General features: G+C 64.9%; 19 protein-coding genes. 6 read left to right on the top strand and 13 right to left on the bottom strand.

Annotated elements, in window-relative coordinates:
* The first annotated feature begins 4 nt into the window (after positions 1 to 4).
* A complete protein-coding gene (locus U5782_RS24180) occupies positions 5 to 1,012 on the top strand; it encodes an NAD(P)-dependent alcohol dehydrogenase (protein ID WP_322046406.1) in 1,008 nt (335 codons plus the stop codon).
* A gap of 4 nt (positions 1,013 to 1,016) precedes the next feature.
* Here the strand turns inward: U5782_RS24180 and ftrA are convergent, their stop codons facing one another.
* Positions 1,017 to 2,006, bottom strand: a complete 990-nt coding sequence (gene ftrA, locus U5782_RS24175; protein ID WP_322046405.1) for a transcriptional regulator FtrA — start codon at positions 2,004 to 2,006, stop codon at positions 1,017 to 1,019.
* A gap of 97 nt (positions 2,007 to 2,103) precedes the next feature.
* Between ftrA and U5782_RS24170 the strand changes: the two genes are divergently transcribed.
* The 3 genes from U5782_RS24170 to U5782_RS24160 all read left to right on the top strand — a co-directional run bounded on the left by U5782_RS24170 (position 2,104) and on the right by U5782_RS24160 (position 4,483).
* Positions 2,104 to 2,508, top strand: coding sequence for a rhodanese-like domain-containing protein (locus U5782_RS24170; protein WP_322046404.1), 405 nt, complete (start codon positions 2,104 to 2,106; stop codon positions 2,506 to 2,508).
* 86 nt (positions 2,509 to 2,594) lie between these two features.
* On the top strand, positions 2,595 to 2,900 hold the full coding sequence (locus U5782_RS24165; RefSeq protein ID WP_322046403.1) for an NIPSNAP family protein: 306 nt from the start codon (positions 2,595 to 2,597) through the stop codon (positions 2,898 to 2,900).
* 62 nt (positions 2,901 to 2,962) lie between these two features.
* Positions 2,963 to 4,483 (top strand): diguanylate cyclase domain-containing protein, encoded by a 1,521-nt coding sequence (locus U5782_RS24160; protein ID WP_415914399.1) that lies wholly within the window; start codon positions 2,963 to 2,965, stop codon positions 4,481 to 4,483.
* 275 nt (positions 4,484 to 4,758) lie between these two features.
* Here U5782_RS24160 and U5782_RS24155 read toward each other — a convergent pair whose 3' ends face one another.
* The 11 genes from U5782_RS24155 to U5782_RS24105 all read right to left on the bottom strand — a co-directional run bounded on the left by U5782_RS24155 (position 4,759) and on the right by U5782_RS24105 (position 15,272).
* The gene (locus U5782_RS24155; protein WP_027818693.1) at positions 4,759 to 5,037 is read right to left on the bottom strand and encodes an HU family DNA-binding protein; all 279 of its coding nucleotides are present in this window, start codon (positions 5,035 to 5,037) and stop codon (positions 4,759 to 4,761) included.
* Between the two features lie 176 nt (positions 5,038 to 5,213).
* A complete protein-coding gene (locus U5782_RS24150; protein WP_322046402.1) occupies positions 5,214 to 6,560 on the bottom strand; it encodes a glutamine synthetase family protein in 1,347 nt (448 codons plus the stop codon).
* A 112-nt stretch (positions 6,561 to 6,672) separates the two neighbouring features.
* Positions 6,673 to 7,230, bottom strand: coding sequence for an XRE family transcriptional regulator (locus tag U5782_RS24145; RefSeq protein WP_322046401.1), 558 nt, complete (start codon positions 7,228 to 7,230; stop codon positions 6,673 to 6,675).
* 15 nt (positions 7,231 to 7,245) lie between these two features.
* Positions 7,246 to 8,535 (bottom strand): FAD-binding oxidoreductase, encoded by a 1,290-nt coding sequence (locus U5782_RS24140; RefSeq protein WP_322046400.1) that lies wholly within the window; start codon positions 8,533 to 8,535, stop codon positions 7,246 to 7,248.
* 121 nt (positions 8,536 to 8,656) lie between these two features.
* On the bottom strand, positions 8,657 to 10,111 hold the full coding sequence (locus tag U5782_RS24135; RefSeq protein WP_322046399.1) for an alginate export family protein: 1,455 nt from the start codon (positions 10,109 to 10,111) through the stop codon (positions 8,657 to 8,659).
* A 104-nt stretch (positions 10,112 to 10,215) separates the two neighbouring features.
* On the bottom strand, positions 10,216 to 10,911 hold the full coding sequence (locus tag U5782_RS24130) for a YoaK family protein (RefSeq protein WP_322046398.1): 696 nt from the start codon (positions 10,909 to 10,911) through the stop codon (positions 10,216 to 10,218).
* On the bottom strand, positions 10,908 to 11,822 hold the full coding sequence (locus U5782_RS24125) for a glyoxalase (RefSeq protein WP_322046397.1): 915 nt from the start codon (positions 11,820 to 11,822) through the stop codon (positions 10,908 to 10,910). Before U5782_RS24125 ends, U5782_RS24130 begins: the two co-directional genes overlap by 4 nt.
* A gap of 36 nt (positions 11,823 to 11,858) precedes the next feature.
* Positions 11,859 to 12,323 (bottom strand): DoxX family protein, encoded by a 465-nt coding sequence (locus tag U5782_RS24120; RefSeq protein WP_322046396.1) that lies wholly within the window; start codon positions 12,321 to 12,323, stop codon positions 11,859 to 11,861.
* Between the two features lies 1 nt (position 12,324).
* The gene (locus tag U5782_RS24115; protein WP_322046395.1) at positions 12,325 to 14,214 is read right to left on the bottom strand and encodes an amidohydrolase; all 1,890 of its coding nucleotides are present in this window, start codon (positions 14,212 to 14,214) and stop codon (positions 12,325 to 12,327) included.
* 28 nt (positions 14,215 to 14,242) lie between these two features.
* Positions 14,243 to 14,410 carry a DUF1427 family protein gene (locus U5782_RS24110; protein ID WP_322046394.1) on the bottom strand — a complete coding sequence of 56 codons (168 nt, stop codon included), beginning with the start codon at positions 14,408 to 14,410 and terminating at the stop codon, positions 14,243 to 14,245.
* Positions 14,411 to 14,585: 175 nt separating this feature from the next.
* On the bottom strand, positions 14,586 to 15,272 hold the full coding sequence (locus U5782_RS24105) for a hydrolase (protein ID WP_322046393.1): 687 nt from the start codon (positions 15,270 to 15,272) through the stop codon (positions 14,586 to 14,588).
* A gap of 305 nt (positions 15,273 to 15,577) precedes the next feature.
* Between U5782_RS24105 and U5782_RS24100 the strand changes: the two genes are divergently transcribed.
* Both U5782_RS24100 and U5782_RS24095 read left to right on the top strand, forming a co-directional pair.
* Positions 15,578 to 15,853, top strand: a complete 276-nt coding sequence (locus U5782_RS24100) for a XapX domain-containing protein (RefSeq protein ID WP_322046392.1) — start codon at positions 15,578 to 15,580, stop codon at positions 15,851 to 15,853.
* Between the two features lie 48 nt (positions 15,854 to 15,901).
* A complete protein-coding gene (locus U5782_RS24095) occupies positions 15,902 to 17,482 on the top strand; it encodes a sodium:proton antiporter (protein ID WP_322046391.1) in 1,581 nt (526 codons plus the stop codon).
* Positions 17,483 to 17,534: 52 nt separating this feature from the next.
* On the opposite strand, the gene U5782_RS24090 is transcribed toward U5782_RS24095, so the two are convergent.
* Positions 17,535 to 19,271, bottom strand: coding sequence for an FAD-dependent oxidoreductase (locus U5782_RS24090; protein WP_322046390.1), 1,737 nt, complete (start codon positions 19,269 to 19,271; stop codon positions 17,535 to 17,537).
* Positions 19,272 to 19,424 lie beyond the last annotated feature (153 nt).

Here is a 19,424-nt window from a genome sequence, read left to right as displayed (position 1 = left end):
CTCCATGAAAGCCATCAAACTGCTCGCACCTGCCGGGCTCGACAACCTCAAACTCGTGGACATCCCCGCGCCCGGCGAGCCGCAGGCCGGCGAAATCCGCGTGCGCGTGCACGCCAGTTCGCTCAACTATCACGATCTGGGTGTCGTGCTCGGCCGCATGGGCGCGCCCGACGGCCGCATTCCGATGGCGGATGGCGCGGGCGTGGTGGAAGCCGTGGGTGCGGGCGTGAGCGAATTCGCCGTGGGCGATCACGTGGTGTCGACGTTTTTCCCGACGTGGCTAGACGGTGCGCCGACGATCCCCGACTTCTCCACCACGCCCGGCGATGGCGTCGACGGCTACGCGCTCGAAGCCGTGGTCGCGCCTGTCACTGCGTTTACGCGCAGCCCGCACGGCTACACGCACGCCGAAGCGGCCACACTCACGACGGCGGGGCTCACGGCATGGCGCGCCCTGGTGGTCGACGGTGGGTTGAAAGCGGGCGCGACGGTGCTGGTGCTCGGCACAGGCGGCGTGTCGATCTTCGCGCTGCAACTCGCCAAGGCGATGGGCGCGACGGTCATCGCGACATCCTCCTCCGACGAGAAGCTCGAACGCGCCCGGCAACTGGGCGCGGATCACCTGATCAACTATCGCCGTGAGCCGCAATGGTCGCGCCAGGTACTCGACTACACGAACGGCCTGGGCGTCGATCACGTGGTCGAAGTGGGCGGCCCCGGCACGCTCGAACAATCGATCCTGGCGACTCGCGTGGGCGGTCATATCGCGCTGATCGGCGTGCTGACCGGGATCGAAGGCCATGTGCCTACGGGCACGATGATGCGCCGCCAGCAGCGTCTGCAAGGCCTGATCGTGGGCAGCCGACAGCATCAGATCGAGTTCGTGCGCGCCCTCGACGCTACCGGCGTCAAGCCCGTGATCGACCGCTCGTTCCCGCTCGAAGCGATCGGCGATGCGTTCCGGCTCCAACAGGCCGGTGGCCACTTCGGCAAGATCGTTCTGGAATACTGATCGATCAGGTGCGTGCGCCCGGCCCGCGCGCGAACTGCTCACGATAAGCCGCCGGGCTCGTGAGCGCGATGCGCCGGAAGTGACGCCGCAGCGACTCTTCAGAGCCGAAACCCGCCAGGTCCGCCACGCGCTCCATCGGCAAATCTGGCCGGGATTCGAGCAGGTCGCGCGCGATGCTCACGCGCTCGCGCACGACCCAGGCGTATGGGCCCATGCCGGTCGCGTCGAGAAACTGCCGCTGGAGCGTGCGGGCGCTCATCGCGGCGCGTTCTGCGAGCGACGCCACGCTGTGCTCCAGACGCGGATTCGCGCGTACCCAGTCCATCAGCTTCGCGAGCGGGCTGGATTCGTCGCGCGGCATCGGGCGTGGCACGAACTGCGCCTGGCCGCCTTCGCGATGCGGAGGCACCACGAGCCGTTGCGCAACCCGGTTGGCCACCATGCCGCCGTGATCGCGCCGCACCAGATGCAGCAGCATGTCGATGCCCGCGGCCGAGCCTGCCGAGGTCAGCACCGGCCCTTCGTCGATATAGAGCGCATCGGGTTCGACGTGTAGTTCGGGATAGCGCTGCTGCAAGCGCTCGGCGTAACGCCAATGCGTGGTCACGCGCTTGCCGTTCAGCACGCCCGCCGCCGCCAGCACGAACACGCCCGAACAGATCGAACAGAGTCGCGCGCCGCGCTCGTGAGCGGCGCGCAATTTCTTGAGCAACGCCTCGGGCGGGCGCTCGTCCGGATCGCGCCAGCCCGGTATCACGATGGTCTGCGCACGATCGAGCATGGCGAGCGTATAAGGCGCGGACACAGTGATGCCGCCCGCCGCGCGCAACGGACCGCGCTCGGCCGCGCAGACAGCGAAGCGATACCACTCGACATCGAGTTCGGGGCGTTCGAGCGCGAACAGCTCGGTCACGCAGCCGAATTCGAACGTGCAGAGACGGTCGTAGGCGAGCGCAACGACAAGATGGGCTGGCTGAGAGGAAGTCGATGGCATGGCGCAATGTTACCGGAGAATGGCAATCGCGCCACTGTCGCCGCGAGCGCGCCAACGCGAGAATGATCGCTATCGACACCCCAACGAGGAAACTGGCATGTCATTCGTATCCGACGTCCCCGCCGCGCCGAGCACCGAGGCGCTCGCCCATTTCAGCGCCTCGCTCGCCTACGAAACCGATTGCGCCGACGTGCACGCGGCGCTCGCCGCCAGTAACACGCCGCCGGACTTCGTACTGCTCGACGTGCGCGGCCCGGCGCTCTTCGCGCGCGGCCACGTGCCCGGGGCCGTCAATCTGCCGCACGGCAAGATCGTCGAATCGAAGCTCGCGGACTATCCGGCCGACACGCTCTTCGTCACCTATTGCGCGGGACCGCACTGCAATGGTGCGACGCGCGGTGCGATCCGGCTCGCGCGGCTCGGGCGTCCGGTCAAGATCATGACGGGGGGCATCACGGGCTGGCTCGATGAAGGTTTCGAACTGATCGAGGCGGCCCGATAAGGGCGTAAAGGCGCAGAAATAGCGGCGGCTTCGTGGCCGCCGCTGCACTAGAATCAACACTCTTGAGCAATCGCACGCGCCTATCCATGATCACCTGCACGCTACGCTACGTCATCGACCCTTATCGCCTCGCTGAATTCGAGGCGTACGCCAAGATGTGGATTCCTCTCGTCGAGCAATTCGGCGGCCAGCATCACGGTTATTTTCTGCCCAGCGAAGGGGCGAACAATATCGCGCTCGCCTTGTTTTCCTTTCCGAGTCTGGCCGCCTACGAAACCTATCGCGAGCAATCGCAACACGACGCCGCCTGCCAGGCCGCCTTTCAGTACGCAAACGACACGCGCTGCATCGTGAGTTATGAACGCAGTTTCATGCGCCCGGTATTCGGGTAGGATGCAAGGAGTTCGCGCCGCGCGGTCCGCGTCGCGCCTCAACCTCTCTCTTTGCCCCCAACATGCAACAAGGCACTCCGGCCACCGCCGCCAGCTTTGCCAGTATGGGCGTCGATCTGCTCGACTTCTTCGACGTCACCCCCACTTCGCTGTGGCTCGAGGACTATAGCCAGCTACGCGCGCTGTTCGAGAGCTGGCGCGAAGCCGGCGTCACGAACCTGCGCGCGTGGCTCGAAGAAGACCCGCGCCGCGTGGCCGAATGTTCGGCGTGCATCCGTGTGCTGAAGGTCAACCGCCACACGCTCGCCCTCTACGGCGCGCGCAGCCAGGAGGAACTCACCGCGCATCTCGCGGAAGTCCTGCGCGACGACATGTTCCAGGCGCACGTGGGCGAACTCGAACAGATGTGGCAAGGCAGCAGCACGTTCGAGAGCAAGAGCGTGAATTACACGTTAGGCGGGCGTCGCATGGATATCCTCTTGCGCGGCGTGATCCTGCCCGGCCATGAAAACGACTGGAGCCGCGTGCTCGTTTCGATCGAGGACGTCTCCGCGCTCGACGAGGCGCGCCATCGCGCGGCGGCGAGCGAGCAATACGCGCTCGGCATTTTTGAGCACGCGCCCGTGTCACTCTGGGTGGAAAATTTTTCGGCGATCCGTCAGTTGCTCGAAGACGCACGCATGCAGGGCATCGTCGATTTCCGCACCTTCACCGACGTGCACCCCGAATTCGTCGAGCGCTGCATGAGCGAGATCCAGGTGATCGACGTGAATCACTACACGCTCGGCATGTACCGCGCCCCCGACAAGGCGACCTTGCTGTCGCGTCTGCCCCAGGTCTTTCGCGACGAAATGCGCCCGCACTTTCGCGAGCAGTTACTCGACCTGTGGGAAGGCCGTTTGTTCCAGCAGCGCGAGGTGGTGAACTATGCGCTCGACGGCAGCGAGCTGAACGTGCATTTGCAGTTCTCGGTCTTTCCTGGCCACGAGGAGCAATGGGATCTCGTGCTGCTCGCGCTCACCGACATCACGGCGCGCAAGAAAGCCGAGGCCTACCTCGAATTCCTCGGCAAGCACGACGTTCTCACCAAGCTCAAGAATCGCTCGTTCTATGTCGACGAGATGAACCGTCTGCAGCGCAAGGGGCCGTTCCCGGTCAGTGCGATCGTGGTGGACATGGACAATCTCAAGGCCGTGAATGACCAGCTGGGCCACGCCGCTGGCGACGCGCTGCTGCGCCGGGCGGGCGAAGTGCTGTCCAAGGCCATTCAGAAGCCGTATCATGCCGCGCGCATCGGCGGCGACGAATTCGTGGTGCTGATGCCCGGCGCCGACGCGCGCGATGCGGAAATCGTCGCGGATAGCATCGGCAAGCTGGTCGAACTGAACAACCAGTTCTACGGTGGACCGCGTTTGAGCTTTTCGCTGGGCTGGGAAAGCTGCGAGGAAGGCGAAAGCGTGGAAGCAATGCTGCGTGCCGCCGACGCGGCCATGTACGAGGCCAAGCGGCGTCGCAACGAACTCGCGCGCAACGGTGCGGAGTCGGCGGGTCTGCGGGCTACGCCACGTAGCGGCGAGCTTTAAGCGTATTGACTACGGATCCAATCGGGTAGCGTTTCGCCGTTCGCGGACTGCCCGGTTGGCGCTTCTTCCCATGCGGATTGCTTCGGATACCCGATATTTTTCGTCGTAAACGACAACCGGGAGCGAGGCGCAATGCGCTTCGCTCCCGGCTTGTGATACACCCTGCCGCCGCTCACGCGCAGCCGTTGGCCGCGCGATGGCGAGCGCGGGAACGCGTACCGGGGCGGCGTCAAACCGCCCCTGTCACGCGCTGACCCGCGCAGCGGCTACGAGCATCACGATGCGTTGACGGCGTCCTTGAAGGCCTTGCCGGCCGTGAACTTGACCGTCTTCGCCGCAGCGATCTGGATTTCCGCGCCCGTTGCCGGGTTGCGGCCGACGCGTGCTGCGCGCTGGCCGGTCGAGAACGAACCGAAGCCGACGAGCTGCACGGAATCGCCCGACGTGACCGCCTTGGTGACCACTTCGAGGATCGCGTCGATTGCCGCGCCCGTGGCTGCCTTGGTCTCGCCCGTGCTTGCGGCGACTGCGTCAATGAGTTCCTGTTTGTTCATCTGCTACCTGTGTTGAGTTGAGAAAACCTGCATACCCTACCTCACGCGGGCAAAACAGGCAAATCGCGTTGCATATCGAAACGTAAAGCACACGGGGCTTACAGACGCTTTCCGGCACCGGGAACGATTCATGCAAGGCGATTTTCTCGTCTATTTAGTGACTATTTCGCGTATTTTTACAAAAACCACCGATATTCTCGTGCAGCAATCGCCTGCATAAATTCGAGATGATCTTGCCGTTTATTTTCGCAATAGACCATCACAAAATCTTCGCCGAGCGTCTCGCGCACCCCCGCGTGCCCCTGCATGGCCGCGACTGCCGATAGCATATCGCCCGGAAAATCGATGCCGCTGGCGCGGTTTTCGTTGAGCGGCGCGATCGGTTCGCGGCCCGCGTCGAGACCAAATTCGATCCCGGCGAGGATCGCCGCAAGCACCAGATAGGGGTTCGCGTCGGCACCCGCGAGGCGATGCTCGATGCGTAGATTCGCCTCGTCCGACTCGGGAATGCGGATGCAGGCGTCGCGATCTTCGAAGCCCCAGCTCGCCCGGCTCGCTGCGTTGACCATCGCGCCATAGCGGCGGAATGCGTTGTGATTGGCGGCGAAGATCGGCATGCAATGCGGCAGGAGTTCGAGGCAACCGGCCACCGCATGGCGCAGCGCGCGCCGCTCGTGCGCGGCCAGCACATTACGCCCCGCCTCGTCGTAGAGGCTGACGTGCACGTGCATGCCGCTGCCCGGCGCATCGAGCCAGGGCTTCGACATGAAACTCGCACGGTGACCATGACGCAGCGCGACGCCGCGCGTGCTGCGACAGAACAGCGCGGACCAGTCCGCCGCGCGCAGCGCGTCGTCGCAATGGCCGAAATTGATCTCGAACTGACCGGGACCGAGTTCGGCGGTGATGACCGTTGCGTCGACACCCTGTTCGCGCGCCGCCTCGACCATCTCATGCAGCACGGGCGCGAAACGTGAAAGCCGTTCGATATGCATGTTCGGCTGATCGTCAGCGTCGTCGCTCAGTGCGTCGCGCGCATGCTGCGGCAGTCCCTCACGCAGCTTCGCGTCGAACAGGTAGAACTCCAGCTCGAACGCCACTACCGGTTTGAGCCCGCGCCGCGCGAAACGCTGCAGCACGCGCGCGAGCACTTCGCGCGGCTCGAAGGCGATCGGCGCCTTCGTGCCGTCCGAGGTGATGAGCATCTGCGCGAGCGGCTGCGCCTCCCAGCGCACCCGCTTGAGCGTGCCCGGCACCAGACGGCGCGCGGCGTCGGGGTCGCCATCGTGAAAGCAGTATTCGCCGATCGGATACACGCCGCCCTGGGCGCCGAGCAGGATGGTGTTCTGCGGCAGCTTGAGCATCGCGCCCGCCGCCACCTTTTCGAGCATGGCGATGGGGTAACGCTTGCCGTAGAAGTGACCCGGCAGATCGAGGCAGATCAGGTCGACATAGTCCACGTCGGGATGCGCCGCACGAAAGGCGCGTACTTCGCTCAACAGATCGGAGGCGATGGCAGTCACGTCGGGTTCCTTGTTACCGCGAGTTGATTTTTAGTATGGAGTACAGATCATCGAGAAAACACGCACGCCTTTGAGGCGTGCTGAAACTAGCGATCGGCGCTCAGGCGCGCCCTCAGGTGAAGACCCAGAGCACGCGCGCAGGCTGCCCGGAAAGATTGGCGTAGCTGAAGCGGCAACGCGAAGGCAACTGGAAGCTGTCGCCAGCCTTGAGCGTGACTTTTTCGCCATCGCTGTCGAGCCAGATCGTGAGTTCGCCCTCCAGCACGAAGCCGCCCTGCTCGTCGCTATCGTCTACGGGGCGCTCGCCGCTCGTCGCGCCGGGCTCCAGCAGACTTTCGAGCATCGAAAAACCCGATGACATACTCGGCGACACCAGCACGTCCGTAATCCCGCCGCCGTAGTAGAGCGTGCGCCGCTCGCCCGGGCGCGTGACCCACGGCAGCGCGCGCGGCTTGCTCACGCTGTAGAAGTAGGTCGTGGGCGTCTGCAGCGCCTCGCCGATGGCGGTGAGGTCCGCGACCGTGGGCATCGACAGGCCGCGCTCGACCTGCGAGAGAAACCCCACCGAACGCCCGATGCGCTGCGCCAGTTCCGCGAGCGTTACCTTCTTGTGCTTGCGCAGATCGCGAATCAGGATCGCGAGCCCTTCGATTTCTTCCTGCCTGTCCATACGCTTCCCACTCCATCAAACGACGTCGCGCAGGCGGTACCAGAGCTTGCCGAGCGCCTCGAGCGGCGCGGCCAGCGCATCGCCACCCGGAAAACGCGGATTATGGATGGCCTCGTAGTGCGAGAGCAAGCGCGTATCGCCGAGGATCGCGTCGGTTACCGCGCGCGCCGCGGCCAAGGTCGGCAGCACGCCGTGGCCCGAGAAACCTTGCAGCCAGTAGCGGCCGCGCGCATGGCCCACATCGGGCGTGCGGCGGATGCTGATGTCGATATGGCCGCCCCACGCGTAGTCGAGCGCGACGCCGCGCAGTTGCGGGAACGCGCGGTCGAGACTCGGTCGGATGGCCGCGCGGATGTCCTTCGGGATGCCGCCCAGATAGGTGCAGGCGCCGCCGAACAACAGCCGGTGATCGGGACTCAGGCGGAAGTAGTCGGGCACGAACTGATTGTCGATCACGCAACTATTTTGCGGCAGCAGCGAGTGCGCGAGCGCCGGATCGAGCGGCGCGGTCGCGACCTGATACGTGCCGACCGGCAGCACGCGGCGCGCGAGATCGGGATCGAGCCGATCGATATAGGCGTTGCAGGCGAGCACGAGCGTATCCGCGCGGATCGTTCCGTGGGTTGTGTTCGCGATGAAACCGGACGGCGCCTCGCGCCACTGCAGCACGCGCGTCTGCTCGAAGATGCGGCCGCCCGCGCGCTCGATGGCGCCGGCGATGCCGAGCGCGAGCTTGAGCGGATTCAGATGGCCGGCCTCGGGATCGTAGAGCGCGGCGCGATAGCGCGGGCTGCCGATCCAGTCCGGCATGTCCTGCTGCGGGATCACGCGCAGCACGTCGTAGCCCCACTTCTGCGCGGCCTCGTCGCGCGCCTCTTCGAGCAGCGCGACGCGGCTGCGTTTCACGGCGCTCCAGAGACTGCCGGGCCGATAGTCGATATCGAAACCATGCCGCACCGGCAACTCGCGCACCTCGCGCGCGGCCCAGCGCATGCTGTCCCAGAGTTCACGGGCGCGTTCGACGCCGAGCGAGCGCTCCAGCGGCGCCATATCGCACGACCAGCCGAGCAGCGCCTGACCGCCGTTGCGCCCGGACGCGGCCCACGCCACCCGGCTCGCTTCGACGAGCGCGACGCGCTTGCCCGCCAGCGCGAGACGCAACGCGGTATGCAGCCCGCTAAAACCCGCGCCGACGATCAGGACATCCGCGTCGCAATCCCCTTCCAGCGCCGGACGTGCCGGCGCGGCGGCGGGCAGGGTCGCGGCGTAGTAGCTCTCTACATGCTGGGTCGATTCGACGAACATCGCGGCATCCGTGAAATTGATTCGTGAAATTATCTTGGTGAATTTTCATGAAAAATTACCAGAACAATTTCACGGATGCAAGTCGGGTGTTCGATATGCCTACGGAAGCAGTCTGCGAAAGCTACCAGCCGTACTTAAGCTCGATACCCGCGTAATCGGCGTTGTGGCCGCCCGCCTGGCGTATCGTGTTCCCCACCTGGAAGTGCACGGCTTCGATGGAACCGATGAGGTTCGCCGCAATCGTCCAGTCCGCGCGCAACTGCACATACATCCCGGTCCACAGACTGCCCTTGCCCGCCGTGCCGGGCACGACCTGACTGCCCTGTTGATAAACGGCGTCGCCGGTCGTCTCGCGCCACTGGAAACCCAGCGCGCCGAGCAACGCGAGATTCGCGCTCGGCTTGAGCGTGATGGACGGCTTCACGTGGATCAGGTTCGAATAGCCGGTGTAGCCAGCCAGCGTGAAGTAGTAACCGTTAGGAAACAGCGGGTTGAAAGTGCCGATCCGGCCATCGCCTGGATGCCGGTCGCCCGAAGCCGCATCGACTTGCAGGCCGATGCGCGGCGACCAGGGCATGTCGAGCTTGTAGCCGGCGATCGAGCCGATCGCCCACGCGCCGATCGTGCTGTTGCCGACCGTGCCCGTCTGGAGCATGCCTTCGGCGTCCCAGTCGAAGCGGCCGTGCGTGCCGGTATAGCGCAAGTCCCACACGTCTCGACGTTCGGGGCCGCTCGCATCGAGAAATCGCGCGTTCGTGCGGTTATACCGCGACCAGTAACCGGACAGATCGCCGGGACCTACCGACTGACGCTCGAAACGCACACCGCTGAAGGTGAGATCGCGGTTCGACACGTCGTCGAAGGTGGTCGCGTCGCGGTACTGCACGGGTTGCGTCGCGTACGCGATGAAGCGCCACTTCTGGTACTCGTAGTCGGCCCAGACGGCGTCGAACGCCTGGCGCACGTTCGGGCCGTCGCGCACGGAGATGAAACGCTGCAAGTCGAAAGCCATCTCCTGGCGGCCGACGCGAACCTTGACCGTGCCGCCGCCAAGCGCGCCGGTATAGGTCACGAAGGCCTGCTCGAGATCGAGCGGATTCTTGTCCACCGTCGTCACCGAGTTCTTGCCGAATGCACGCGCGTCTTCGAGTTGCACGAAGAACTGCCAGTGCTGGCCGAGATGCGCATCGGCATTCACCTCGACGCGCTGGATCAGATAAGTATCCGATTGCGCGGAACCGATGCCGAACAGCGGCGCGTTATTGCTTTCGATGCGCTCGCGCAGATTCGCGCCGAGCGAAAGATACGACGAGGGATCGCCGCCGAGCGGGATGTACTTGAGGCCGTCGAGCGGCGCGCGCGGCACACACGGATTGGCCAGCACGGACCAGTCTTCCTGCCAGCGATTGAACATCACGACGGGTCGTTTGACGTCGCATGCCGCCGCCGCGGCAGGCGCGCTTTGGGCAGCCGCCTGCGCGAACACGGCATCGACGCCCGTCAACAACAGCCCTGCGATGGCCGTCACACCGGCGGCCTTTTCGAAGCGCCGCCCGCGCATCGTGCTCGATACCATGAATTTTCCTGCCGTTTTGCCTGCCGTTTCCGGCGAGTGGTTGGATGTGCCCGACCGCTTCACGCGGCGGGCGTAGTCGCGGCGACACCCTTCGCCGCCTGGCTTCACGTATGCCCCGGCGTGGCCGTGCGCTCGTGTTCGCCGGTGCGCAACGCGAGCCCGGCAAGCGCGCACGCTGGCGCGAGCAGCGCCCAGAAGCCCAGATGGCGCAGCCCCAGTGCACCGGCCGCCGCGCCGATCGCGAATGCGACGATGGCCGGCATCATCTTTGCGAAACGCGCGCGCGCCGTCGCGCGTTCGCTCTCGGCCGTACCCGCCGACAGCATGTCGATCACGTCCAGGATGGCCTGGGTGACGTTGCCCGTCATCACGGTATTGGGCACGCCAGCCCGCTGGATCAGGCGCGGATGGGCGTTCTGCACGCCCATCGCGAACGCCCCCACCACGCCCGCCGCGATGACGGGCAGGCTGTCGGGAGACGTGACCGGCGACGCCCAGACGCCCGCGAGGCAAAAGCCGAGCATGAGCACGGCCTGCACCGCATGGAGCAGGCGCGCGCCCTGACGTGCGCGCGCCTCGGAGAGCGATCGCACCAGCATGCTGCTGAGCACGACCCCGCCAACGAATGCGGGAAACACGATCAGCTTGAGCAGGACGCCCTGGCCATAGCCCGCCACGCCCGCGCCAATCAGCACGAAGTTGCCGGTGACGTGCGCGGTGAACAACCCGAACAGCGCGACGAAGCTCAGCGTGTCGACGAAGCCGGCAATGGCGGCGAGGATCGTGTCCTCGTGTTTCATTTCGCCGCGCTGGCGTGGATCTCGGCGATATAGCCGCCCGGGAACTGGACGATCGCCGCGTCGCGCCCATCCGACGTGAAAGGCGGCACCAGCACGCTCACGCCCGCAGCCTTGGCCTTCTCCAGCGTCTGAGCGAGATTCGGCACTTCATAGCCCGTCATTTCGCGGCCGTACGGGTAAGGCAGATGGCCGTCGGTCACGAGCACGGTCATCTTGCCGAAGCCCGATTCGATGCGGATACGGCGATACGTGTCGTTCGGCCGGCCGATTTCGACGCCCGGTGCGTGCGCATCGTCGGACACCACCTTGCCGTGCGAGAAGTTCACATAGGCATGAACCAGCTTGTGCAGACTTTGCGGCGACACATACACACGATTCTCGGGCACGGTCTGGAGGGCGTCGTAGTGCGGTACCTGGGTGTGCCAATAAAGCTGCATGTTCAGACCGCCCGGCCACGTCACCACTGCGTCGCGACCGATCGGATCGGGGAACGTATCGACGATCACATCCGCGCCGCGCGCGCGCGCCGACTTCATCGCCGCGTCCATGTCGGTCACGAGGTAGCCCGTGCGCTCAGCGCCGAACGGCCAGGGAATCGGCGTCTTGAAGCCGAACACGGAGATCGTGCCCGACGGCGTGAAGACGAGTTGCGACATGGTCTGGCTCGGCGTCGGCGTGACCTGGAACACGCCCTGCTTCGACTTGCTGCCGCCGAAGGTCGCCACGAAGCTGTCGGTGAAGCGGTCGAAATCTTCCGGCGCGACGTACACGTGGGTCGTGTCGTACTGCGGACCGACCGCGACCCAGGGCGCGAGCGTCGGCGCTGCGGGCGGCTTCGCGAACGACACGGGTGCGGCGAGGAGACTGCTCGCCACCATCAGGGCAGCGAGTACAGGGCGAAGAGCTTTCATAACGAGATTTCCTTGATGTTTCATCTGGCCGATCGATCATGCCCGGCTGCTGCCGGACGCGGTCTGCGTATCGGCGAGCAGGGTCGCGAGCACAAGCGCCGCGATCAGTCCCAGATGCTCGAAAAAACTGTTGAGTGCGATGAAGCGCGCGGTGCCGGCCTGGTTCCAAAAGTCGTTGGCGACCAGCATCGCCACCACCGTCAACATGCCGAGACCACCCGCGCCGAGCCAGGTGAAGCGGCGCAGCACCACGCACAGCGAACCGCCGATCTCGACCACGATTGCGAGCGCGGCCCAAAGCGCGGGCGGATGCAGGCCGAAATGCGCCTGCTCGGCGATAGCGCCGTCGAAGTGCAGCGCCTTGTTGACGCCGCCGATCAGATACGCGGACACCAGCGCAAGGCGCATGAGCGGCGCGACCCACCCCTGCGAAAGCAGCGCGCGGACCCATGCGGGGCTGCTGCTGCCTCGACGACTGCCACTGCCGCTCAGCGCCATCATGTCAGACCGCCCAGCAGGAGCAGCCGAACGCGCCCCAGAAGCCGCTGGCGTCGGAGGTGGGCAGCGTCTTGCCCCATGCGCTTGCGTGGCCGTGACCGTGCAGGTCGCAGGCATTCGCGCAGGCGCACAGCGCGGCCGCGGCGGCGCGCTGAAGCGGCGAGCCCTCGCGCTGCGTCGCGCCCCACCCGCCGTAGCCGCCGTACTGGCGCACCGGCGACCAGTCCGGCATGGCGGGCGGAATGGGCGTGTCGTATTGCGAGAACGGGCCGGCGCCCCAGACGATCCGGCCACCGACCACCGTAAGCAAGGCCGACGTGGTAGCGATATCGTCTTCGGCGCACGCAAAGAAGTCGCGGTCCGGCACCATCAGGTCGGCGAGTTGGCCGACCGCAATGCGGCCTTTGCGGCCTTCTTCATTCGAGAACCAGGTGACGTACTCGGTCCACATGCGCAAGGCCGTTTCGCGGTCGAGCAGATTGCGCTGCGGATACATCCGCAGACCGCCGACCGTCTTGCCGGTCACGAGCCACGCGAGCGACACCCACGGGTTGTACGACGCGACGCGCGTGGCGTCGGTGCCGGCCGACACCTTGATGCCCTTCGAGAGCATCTTCGCGACGGGCGGCGTGGCTTCCGCGGCCTGCGCGCCGTAGCGCTCGACGAAATACTCGCCCTGGTAAGCCATGCGATGCTGCACGGCGATGCCGCCGCCCAACGCCGCGATACGGTCCATCGAACGCTCGGAAACGGTTTCCGCGTGATCGAAAAACCAGTTGAGGCCCGCGAGCGGAATGTCCTGATTGACCTTCTCGAACACGTCGAGCGCACGGCTGATGGTTTCGTCGTAGGTGGCATGCAGGCGCCACGGCCAGCGGTTCTGCGCAAGCACGCGCACCACGCCTTCCAGCTCGCCTTCCATGCCGGGCGGCAGTTCCGGGCGCGCAACGCGGAAGTCCTCGAAGTCGGCCGCCGAGAACACCAGCATCTCGCCCGCGCCGTTATGCCGGAAGTAGTCCGAACCATCGTGATACTTGACCGTACTGGTCCAGTTCAGGAAGTCTTCCTTTTCGGCGTTGGGCTTCTGCGTGAAGAGGTTGTACGCGATACGCACCGTCATCTCGCCGGACTCGTGGAGCTTGCGGATGACTTCGTAGTCGTCGGGGTAATTCTGCGAACCGCCGCCCGCGTCGATAGCGCCGGTGACGCCAAGGCGATTGAGTTCGCGCATGAAATGGCGCGTCGAATTGTATTGATACTCGAACGGCAGCTTCGGGCCTTTCGCGAGCGTCGCATAGAGAATCGACGCATTGGGATTCGCGAGCAACAGCCCGGTGGGATTGCCCGCGCCGTCGCGCATGATGGTGCCGCCCGGCGGCTCAGGCGTTTCTTTGGTATAGCCCACGACGCGCAAGGCCGCAGCGTTGAGCAGCGCGCGATCGTACAGGTGCAGGATGAAGACCGGCGTATCGGGCGCAACAGCGTTGAGTTCTTCGATGGTCGGCAGCCGCTTCTCTTCGAACTGATGTTCGGTGAAGCCGCCCACTACGCGCACCCACTGCGGCGCGGGCGTGATTGCCACCTGCTGCTTGAGCATGTCCATGGCGACGGCGAGCGAGCGAACGCCGTCCCAGCGCAATTCCATGTTGTAGTTGAGACCGCCACGAATCAGATGCAAGTGGTTGTCGATCAAGCCAGGGAGCGCCGGCCGGCCGCCGAGATCGACGACCCGGGTCGCGCTGCCCGCGAGCGGCATGACTTCCGCATCGCTGCCCACCGCCACGAAGCGGCCATCGGCGATCGCCACGGCTGTGGCAAGCGGGTTCGAACGGTCGAGCGTAGTGAATCGCCCGTTATGCAAAATGAGATCGGGATGGGTAGCGGTTGCACACATGTGCGTATCCTCGCTTCACGTACTGCGATTAAAAGCCGAACAACGGTTTGAGGGTGGGGATGACCTGCACGCCGATCACCATGCCCAGCAAACCGACGAGGGCGACCAGCGGCGGCGCCGGCGAGCGGACCTTGATGGCGCTGTAGATCACGCCGGCAAGCGCGCCCGCACCGAGCGACACGAGATACGTTTCCATACGGTCAAACTCTTCGAAGGATTGAATTGCGGCTCGTTGCTTCCCGTTGTTCCGCGCGGTGCCAATGAACACCCGCTGCAACAAAAGCTGAAAACGCCCACCCTCATGCGTCTGCCGCAGCGGCGTGCCCGCACGGAACGCGCCGCTCCAGCCCGGGCAGCCGCAAAGAACGCGATTACTTCGCCGGTACGGCCGCGAGCAGTTCGTGCGGCTGCGCCGTGCGTTGCGCGGCCTTGTGAACCATCGTGTAGGCGTAGTCGACGCCCATGCCATAGGCGCCCGAATGTTCCTTCGCAATCGCCATGACCGCGTCGTACGTTTCGCGGTGAGCCCAGTCGCGTTGCCATTCGAGCATGACCTGTTGCCACGTCACGGGCACGACGCCGGCCTGGATCATGCGTTGCATCGCGTAGTCGTGCGCATCCTTCGACGTGCCGCCGGAGGCATCGGCCACCATGTAGATTTCGTAGTCGCCTTCGAGCATCGCGCACAGCGCGAACGTCGTATTGCAGACTTCCGTCCACAGACCGGCCACGACGACCTTCTTGCGGCCGTTCGCCTTGAGCGCGTCACGCACCTTCTGGTCGTCCCACGAGTTCATGGAGGTACGCTCCAGCAGCTTGTGGTCCGGAAACACGTCGAGCAATTCCGGATACGTATAGCCCGAGAAGCTTTCCGATTCGACGGTGGTGATCGTGGTCGGCACGTTGAACACCTTGGCGGACTTGGCCAGCGCCACGACGTTATTCTTCAGCACCTGACGGTCGATCGACTGCACGCCGAAAGCCATCTGCGGTTGTTGATCGATGATGATCAGCTGGCTGTTCTGCGGGGTGAGGACTTCAAGTTTAGGATTGCTCATGACACAGGTTTCCTTTGAACCGGGAGGCAGACAAGGCCTCGCGGGTATGAACGGGAGGTGACCAGGGTGTATTGCACTGGCGAGATCGTCGGCCAGCTGCGCTTATTTGACACGCTAAAACGCCATTTCGACAACTTAAAAATCGAATTAATCTAATTCAAGAAAAATTACCCTTAAATAATCTGAACGCGCCTTTTCCCGCTTCTAGAAACCCGATACCCTTTCGAGAAAATTGCCGTGCAAAGGCTTTTGATCAAGCCTGTCATTAAGTCGGTCTTAAGCCGGTCATTACCGAGATTCGTATCATGAAACCCTATATCCTTTCATTGCTCGCCGGTGTGCTGGTCGGCGTCGTCTATTACGCGATTGGCGTGCAATCGCCCGCTCCTCCCATCATCGCGTTGATGGGGCTGCTAGGCATGCTGGCCGGCGAACAGATCCTTCCCCTCGCGCGCCGGATGCTCTCGGGCGACAAACCGCGCGCGGCATGGCGCGACGCAAAATGCGGCCAGCATATGTTCGGCTCGCTGCCGGGCGCCCAGGTGTCCAATGCCGCGCCAAAAGATCAACCAGGCTCGTGACGCGTCGCCGTGTACGGATTTGCGGATGCTTAACAGATCGGCCCGCCCATGAATAACGTCGAATTTTTTCACTACCTCCTGTTGCTGATCTGTGGCGCGGGCGCGCTCACCTGGCTTGCCGAGCGCATCTCGATCCCGCCAGCCGTTGTGCTGTTGCTGGGCGGCTGCGTCATCGCCGTCGCGGGCAAACGCGTTCCCGAGATGGATCCCGACCTGCTGCTCGCGGCCGTGCTGCCGCCGCTGCTGATGTCGAGTTCGTTCTTTACGGCATGGAAGGAATTCAGGGAGGAACTCGCCACCATTACCTCGCTCGTGCTCGGTGCGGTCACGTTCACGACCGTCGCCGTTGCCGTCGCGGTGCGCGCCTTCAATCCGGATTTGCCGTGGGCCGCGTGCTTCACGCTCGGCGCGATCGTCTCGCCGCCCGATGCGGTCGCCGCGAAGGCGATCCTCCAGCGCCATCCGCTACCCGGTCGGCTCGTCGCGGTACTCGAAGGCGAGAGCCTCGTGAACGACGCATCGGGCCTGCTGCTTTATCAAATGGCGGTCTCCGCCGCGCTCGCGGCCACGATCACCGTCGCGAGTGCAATGGGCCTATTCTTCGCGCTGACGTTGATCGGCGTCGCAGTCGGCATCGCTTGCGGCCAGGCCATGTGCTGGCTGCTGCCGCGCCTGCGCGATCCGATGCTCGGCATCGTCGTGACCTTCGTCATGGCGTGGGCGAGCTACGGCATCGCCGAGGCCGTGCACGGCTCGGGCGTGCTCTCGGTGGTGACCTGCGGTCTCGTGCTGGGCGTGCGGCAGCATCGCGTCTTCGATGCGGACATGCGCATCAAGGCCAAGGCGACGTGGGAAGCGATCGTGTTCGTACTCGATGCGCTCGTCTTCATCCTGATCGGCCTCGCGCTGCATGGCATTCTCGCGGGCGTGCATCACGAAGGCGCCGTGCTCGCGGCCGGATTGCGCGTCGCATTGCCCGCGACGGCGGCGGCCATCGTTGCGCGCCTCGTGTGGGTATTCGCCGCGGTCTGGCTGCCGAGCCAGTGGCGCGCGAGACGCACGGGCGGCCAGCCGTGGTCGTTCGCGGAGGCCGTCGTGCTGGGATGGGCCGGCATGCGCGGCGTCGTGAGTCTGGCGGCCGCGATTGCGTTGCCGGCCAGTTTCCCTGGCCGCGACCTGATCGTGTTCAGCACCTTTCTGCTCATCATCGCGACGCTCGTGGTGCAAGGCGGCAGTCTGGCGCCGCTGATCCGGCTGCTGAAACTGCGCCCGGCCGCGCGCCGTACCTTGTCCGAGCACGAGGCGCGCGCGAAAACCTTCGGTGCGTCGCTGGCTGCGCTCGACGATATCGGCAAGCGTGCGTCCGCTATCGAACGAACCACGCTCGAACGTCTGCGTGCCGAATACCGCACCCGCGTGAACGCAAACCAGGATGCGCACACCTCCGGCGTCGAGCGGGTCGAGGATCGCGCGCGTTTCCTGCGCGTCGAGCTCGAACTCGTCGGTGTCTCGCGCACGACTTTGCTAGACCTGCACCGCGTCGGCAAGGTCGACGACGCGGTCCTGCATCGCATCGAGTCCGAACTCGATCTCGAGGAGTTGCGCCTGCAACGACTGCTCGAACCGTAACGGGTGACGCGGGGAGCAAAGGCTGCGATTGCAGCGCTCAGGGATGCCGCCTTCAGGAAGCGTGGCTTTGCTCCGCACATCGGCCAAGCCACGCGTGAATCTGCCCGACCACGGCCGCCCCATCGCCTACCGCCGACGCCACGCGTTTTGCCGCGCCCGAGCGCACATCGCCGATAGCGAAGAGACCGGGCACGTTCGTTTCGAGCGGGAGACAGTCCGGGTCCGCGCCCCCGCCGGACGGCCCGGTCACGATGAATCCGTGTTCGTCGCGCTGGACGCCGGTCGAGGTCAGCCAGTCGGTTTTCGGGTCGGCGCCGATGAACAGAAAAAGATGCCGGGTCTCGATGCTCTCGACTCCGGCGTCTTGATGCCGGATCTGAATACGCTCAAGACTTCCGCTGCTCGTCTCAAGCGACTCGAGCGAGCAGCCTGCGCAAATCGAAACGTTCTGCAAGGCGGCGATCCGGTCGATCAAGTAACGCGACATGGTGGCGTCGAGATTCGGCCGACGAATCAGCACGCGCACGCTTCTCGCGAAGTTGGCGAGAAACACGATCGCCTGCCCCGCCGAATTACCGCCGCCAATCAGCACGATGTCCTGCCCCCGCACGAGACGCGCCTCGATGGGCGACGCCCAGTAGTACAGGCCTCGGCCTTCGAAGTGTTCGAAGCCTGGCACGGCCGGCCGCCGGTACGCCGCGCCGCTCGCCACCACAACCGCCTTCGCCCGCACAGATTGCCGGTCGGAAAGCGCTAGCGCAAACCTGCCGGACGTACGCTCGATGCCCTCGACCGCAGTGGGAATGGCGACGTGGACACCAAACTTCAGCGCTTGCTGGAACGCGCGCGCCGCGAGTGCCTGCCCGGAGATACCGGTCGGAAACCCCAGATAGTTTTCGATGCGTGCGCTCGCGCCCGCCTGACCTCCCGGCGCGCGCCGATCGAAGACCACCACCGAGAGCCCTTCCGATGCCGCATAAACCGCGGCCGCCAGGCCCGCCGGCCCCGCGCCGACAATCGCCATGTCGTAGCACTGCGATGCACAGAACGTCGGCACGAGGCCAAGCCGCGTGGCGAGTTCCACTTCATCCGGCGCGCGCAGGACCGTTCCGTCGGGGCAAAAGACCAGCGGAAAGTCTTCAGGCGTCGAAGTGAGCCCGGCCAGAAACCGTACGGCATCCGAATCGTTTCGGGCGTCGATCACGGCGGCGGGATAGGCGTTACGCCGCAGAAAACCCTGCAACCGCACGAGTCGGGCATCGTCGCCATAGCCCACGATGACAGGACCGAGCCCCTGCTCGATGAGCCCGAGACGCCTCAGGATCAGCGCCCGCATGATGTGCTCGCCAAGCTGGGCGTCCGCGACGATGAGCGCGCGCAGTTGCTCGGGCTTGAGCACGAGCGTCTCGCAGTCGGTTAGCGCGATCGCGTCGACGAGCGACGGTTTGCCGGTGAGTTGAACCATCTCACCCATGAAATGGCCGTCGTGGTGCTCGGTGACGAGCGTGGTGTGTCCCTGCGCATCGCGCGATTCGACTCGCACGCGCCCGCTCAGCAGGATATGCAAGCCCTCGGCCACGCTGCCGGTTTCGAAGATCCGCGCTCCGGCCTCGAACGCCTTGCGGCGAGCGAAACGGCTTGCGCTGCCAATCTCCGCGCTGGAAAGGCAGGGAAACATCTGATGCCGCCGATGTTCCAGCGACGAAAACGGCGGTTCGGATTCGGGTGCGCCCGTACGGGTGTCCGCGCTTGAGTTGAGGCTTGTACGGATATCGTCTACGTCGATCATATGCGTCTTGTCTGGCGGCCTGTATCGTGTGCGCTCATCGTGTCATCTTTCTCACTGGCGTACCTTAACCAGCACTGAAACGTTCTGAATGGATGCGCGTCGCGCCAGTATGGCGTGGACTTTCGTTGCGCGCGCCGCAACGCCAGCTTGCGC

This window comes from Paraburkholderia sp. J67 (assembly GCF_905220265.1).
Classification (GTDB): Bacteria; Pseudomonadota; Gammaproteobacteria; order Burkholderiales; family Burkholderiaceae; genus Paraburkholderia.
This window is presented reverse-complemented; position numbering and strand designations above follow the sequence as displayed.

Bases quoted from the DNA above. Each gene is read 5' to 3' on its own strand.
- U5782_RS24170 (WP_322046404.1), top strand. From the start codon at position 2,104: ATGTCATTCGTATCCGACGTCCCCGCCGCGCCGAGCACCGAGGCGCTC.
- U5782_RS24140 (WP_322046400.1), bottom strand. From the start codon at position 8,535: ATGTTCGTCGAATCGACCCAGCATGTAGAGAGCTACTACGCCGCGACC.
- U5782_RS24090 (WP_322046390.1), bottom strand. From the start codon at position 19,271: ATGATCGACGTAGACGATATCCGTACAAGCCTCAACTCAAGCGCGGAC.
- U5782_RS24115 (WP_322046395.1), bottom strand. From the start codon at position 14,214: ATGTGTGCAACCGCTACCCATCCCGATCTCATTTTGCATAACGGGCGA.
- U5782_RS24120 (WP_322046396.1), bottom strand. From the start codon at position 12,323: ATGATGGCGCTGAGCGGCAGTGGCAGTCGTCGAGGCAGCAGCAGCCCC.
- U5782_RS24095 (WP_322046391.1), top strand. From the start codon at position 15,902: ATGAATAACGTCGAATTTTTTCACTACCTCCTGTTGCTGATCTGTGGC.
- U5782_RS24125 (WP_322046397.1), bottom strand. From the start codon at position 11,822: ATGAAAGCTCTTCGCCCTGTACTCGCTGCCCTGATGGTGGCGAGCAGT.
- U5782_RS24135 (WP_322046399.1), bottom strand. From the start codon at position 10,111: ATGGTATCGAGCACGATGCGCGGGCGGCGCTTCGAAAAGGCCGCCGGT.
- U5782_RS24130 (WP_322046398.1), bottom strand. From the start codon at position 10,911: ATGAAACACGAGGACACGATCCTCGCCGCCATTGCCGGCTTCGTCGAC.
- U5782_RS24160 (WP_415914399.1), top strand. From the start codon at position 2,963: ATGCAACAAGGCACTCCGGCCACCGCCGCCAGCTTTGCCAGTATGGGC.
- U5782_RS24110 (WP_322046394.1), bottom strand. From the start codon at position 14,410: ATGGAAACGTATCTCGTGTCGCTCGGTGCGGGCGCGCTTGCCGGCGTG.
- U5782_RS24155 (WP_027818693.1), bottom strand. From the start codon at position 5,037: ATGAACAAACAGGAACTCATTGACGCAGTCGCCGCAAGCACGGGCGAG.
- U5782_RS24105 (WP_322046393.1), bottom strand. From the start codon at position 15,272: ATGAGCAATCCTAAACTTGAAGTCCTCACCCCGCAGAACAGCCAGCTG.
- U5782_RS24145 (WP_322046401.1), bottom strand. From the start codon at position 7,230: ATGGACAGGCAGGAAGAAATCGAAGGGCTCGCGATCCTGATTCGCGAT.
- U5782_RS24180 (WP_322046406.1), top strand. From the start codon at position 5: ATGAAAGCCATCAAACTGCTCGCACCTGCCGGGCTCGACAACCTCAAA.
- U5782_RS24165 (WP_322046403.1), top strand. From the start codon at position 2,595: ATGATCACCTGCACGCTACGCTACGTCATCGACCCTTATCGCCTCGCT.
- U5782_RS24100 (WP_322046392.1), top strand. From the start codon at position 15,578: ATGAAACCCTATATCCTTTCATTGCTCGCCGGTGTGCTGGTCGGCGTC.
- ftrA (WP_322046405.1), bottom strand. From the start codon at position 2,006: ATGCCATCGACTTCCTCTCAGCCAGCCCATCTTGTCGTTGCGCTCGCC.